This is a genomic window from Wolbachia endosymbiont of Drosophila incompta, from assembly GCF_001758565.1.
GTDB lineage: Bacteria > Pseudomonadota > Alphaproteobacteria > Rickettsiales > Anaplasmataceae > Wolbachia > Wolbachia pipientis.
The window spans coordinates 339,694-342,907 of the sequence record NZ_CP011148.1 but is presented as its reverse complement, the minus strand read 5'-3'; the positions used below and the strand labels follow the sequence as shown (position 1 = coordinate 342,907).

The window sequence follows — 3,214 nt, the reverse complement described above, 5'->3', positions numbered from 1 at the left end:
ATTTTTACTCCTCCAGGCAAATGATTTAACTCTTGCAAATGCTTTAAAATCACCGCTATTTAATTTCACCGAGGATGATTTATTTAACATTGCATACGACCGTAAAGAGCATTCACTATGGGAAAGAATTCAGGATTATTCTGTGGTTATCTATAGTGAATTAAACTATCTCATTAACTTATCTCGCATAGAGTCTCCTCTTGCACTATTTACACATATATTGCGTACAGGTAAGAAGAAATTTGCTGCAAGGCTAGGTCTTGAGTGCTTTGAGGTTCTAGACGAATTTATGAACCTCGTGTTGCAATTTGAAAACCCATCTCTTCAAGCGTTTGTTCAATGGATCAAGGAGAATAATCCGGAGATTAAGAATGATATGCAATCAGAACGCAATGCTGTGCGAATAATGACAATTCACAAATCAAAAGGTCTGCAAGCTCCCATAGTATTTTTGGTTGATACAAACACAGTGCCAAGAAACAGTGAAAGCATTATCTTTGATGGAACAGAAGTGCCATTTTGGTGTGGAAAAAACAACAACGCTTATTGCGATCAAGTAAAAAGAGAGAAAAAACTAGAGGATTATAATGAATATTTGCGTTTATTATACGTAGCACTCACGCGTGCTGAAGATGAGTTATACATCTTAAGTAAAGAGCCAGTGCAAAAGGGCTCTTGGTATGATCTAATCACTAAGTACGGAGAGCCATATGAAAAGAAACAAAGGGATTTACAGCCAATATTTAAAGAAAAAGTTGAAGTATTATGCGTGAATGCAAACTACCCTTACATTTATAAAAAACGTGATTATTTTGACGTTCCGGTCATTTCCCTTCCACCAGCTTTAGCCCACTCTTCAGTGTCATCCCAGCGCGTGACGCTGGAATCCAGTGAAAAAGAAGGAGCAGAATGGATCCCAGTGTCAGCTACTTGGATGACAGATGGTTATGCAAGAGGCCTGATTATTCACAGCATATTGCAGTATATGCCCAAGATAGAAAAAGAAAGGAGAAAAAATTGGGTCAGAAAATACCTTGATAACATCAGCGAAGATAAGGATGAAATTTACAGTAAAATATTAGCCTTTAATGAAAAATATGGCTATTTGTTTGACTTGGAAGGCAAATCAGAGATTACACTGAGTGGAACAATTGATGGCAAGTCAGTATTAGTACGACTAGATAGGCTATGCATAACGCAAGATAAAGCAATCATAATTGACTACAAATCACACCGTAACGTTTCTGTTTCCTTATTAAATGAAATAAAAAAACAGATGTTAATCTATAAAACCTTAGTACAAGAAATATATCCAAACAAGCAAGTAGAGTGCGTGGTTATTTGGGTGGAAGATTTAACCATTCAATCTGACTTTTAACGAAACTTGATTGCAAGAAATAGCTACTACGTCATACCACCGCGAACCGTCATACCGCCGCAGACCGTCATACCGCGATTCATTCGCTAACACGTAGCGGAATGACAGCAGTCCTACGTCATACCGCTGCGGATAGATCCCGCTAACAAGTAGCGGGATGACGAATTACTTAACTGTCATACCACCGCAAACCGTCATACCGCCGCGGTATCTCAGCCACTAACAAGTAGCGGGATGACGAATTACTCAACCGTTATCCTGCTGCTCCTTTCTCGTCATCCCGCTACGTGTTAGCGGGATCTCAGCATAGCTATCTTAAAGCTAAGTAATATAAGTCAATCCAGCTAGGATTCTTTTGATTGATCAAATTAATTTTCCACTGCCTTGGCCATTCTTTCAGGCGCCTTTCTCTTGCAATAGCTAAACTTATATCTTCAAACTCTTCAAAATATACAAGTTTATTTACATTATATCTTGATGTAAAACCTGAAACAATTTTGTTTTTGTGTTCCCAAATCCTCTTGATCAAATTTGCAGTTACACCAATATATAATGTGCTATTAGCTTTATTTGTAAGTATATAGATATATGATAACTTCATCTTAATCGTTTATAGCTAAAGTAACTGAGGTTTACCAACATTATACTACACCATCATACCACAATAAAACTTACCGTCATGCCGCCGCAGATAGATCCCGCTAACACGTAGCGGGATGACGAGTTACTATACCGCGGCGGTATCTCAGCCGCTAACAAGCAGCGGGATGACAGCAATCTACGTCATACCGCGATTCATTCGCGGTATCTCTTAGCCGTTAACACGTAGCGGAATGACGATTGTCGGTAAATCTAAGTTACTGTAGCTATAAAGGCTTTCACAACAACCTATTTTCCTTGAAACTAAAATAGCTACTGAATGTAATAATAATGTGATCTATTAATTCTATTCCTATACTTTGGCAAGCTTCTGCTAGTTGTCTAGTGAGAGATATATCGCTATTTGAAGGTTGTGTATCTCCGCTTGGATGATTGTGAGATATTACAATGGATGTTGAACCAATCAAAAGTGCGCGCTTGATGATCTCTCTGACATAAAGAGGAGTTTGATCTACTGTACCAATATTTTGCAAGTCTTCCGCTATTAGACGATACTTTTTATTCATATAGATGACACGAAAATTTTCCTTATTGAGGCTTCCTATACTTATTCTTAAATAATCAAGCAATTTTTCCCAGTTATCGATTACAGGCAGGTTTTTTATTTCTTCTCTTGCAGAACGAACAAAGGCTTGTTTTACACAAAAGATGGCAGATATCGCTGCATTGCTGACATCATCAACGTTTTGCAGCGCTTCCAGGTCAGCATTAAAAACTTTATTTAAGCTGCCAAAACTTTCTATCAAACTCTTTGCCACCGGTTTTACATCAATTCTACTATATGCTGAATATAAAATGTGCTCTAAAACTTCATAATCAAGTAATGATTGTCCATTATCTAAAATAATTTTCTCTCTTAGGCGCTTTCTATGCCCCTTTTTGTAATTTTTCATCATCAATGAATTGCTTATCTCTTGTATAATAAGAAATTAGATTTTTAAGTAAAATATTTAATAAAGCGCATGACGCACAATTGTAAGAACATTCATTTTTAAAGACAGCAAATGGTGTCATGAAATGCAAGAAATAGCTACTACGTCATACCACCGCAAACCATCATACCGCCGCAGACCGTCATACCGCGATTCATTCGCGGTATCTCATCCGCTAACAAGAGATCCCGCTAACAAGTAGCGGGATGACGAATTACTTAACCGTCATGCCACCGTGAACCGT

3 protein-coding genes are annotated in these 3,214 nt (G+C 37.8%); 1 reads left to right on the top strand and 2 read right to left on the bottom strand.

Annotation, left to right across the window (positions count from 1 at the left end):
• On the top strand, positions 1 to 1,378 hold a 1,378-nt coding region (locus WG67_RS07775), incomplete at its 5' end, for a 3'-5' exonuclease (protein WP_410543615.1).
• Positions 1,379 to 1,688: 310 nt separating this feature from the next.
• Here WG67_RS07775 and WG67_RS01575 read toward each other — a convergent pair.
• Complete coding sequence (locus WG67_RS01575) at positions 1,689 to 1,979, bottom strand: GIY-YIG nuclease family protein (protein WP_010082530.1); 291 nt, start codon at positions 1,977 to 1,979, stop codon at positions 1,689 to 1,691.
• A 277-nt stretch (positions 1,980 to 2,256) separates the two neighbouring features.
• Positions 2,257 to 2,931 carry a RadC family protein gene (gene radC, locus WG67_RS01570; protein ID WP_010962534.1) on the bottom strand — a complete coding sequence of 225 codons (675 nt, stop codon included), beginning with the start codon at positions 2,929 to 2,931 and terminating at the stop codon, positions 2,257 to 2,259.
• Between the last annotated feature and the right edge of the window lie 283 nt (positions 2,932 to 3,214).

Excerpts from the sequence above, each read along its gene's own strand:
- WG67_RS01575 (WP_010082530.1), bottom strand. The coding sequence starts at position 1,979 with ATGAAGTTATCATATATCTATATACTTACAAATAAAGCTAATAGCACA.
- radC (WP_010962534.1), bottom strand. The coding sequence starts at position 2,931 with ATGAAAAATTACAAAAAGGGGCATAGAAAGCGCCTAAGAGAGAAAATT.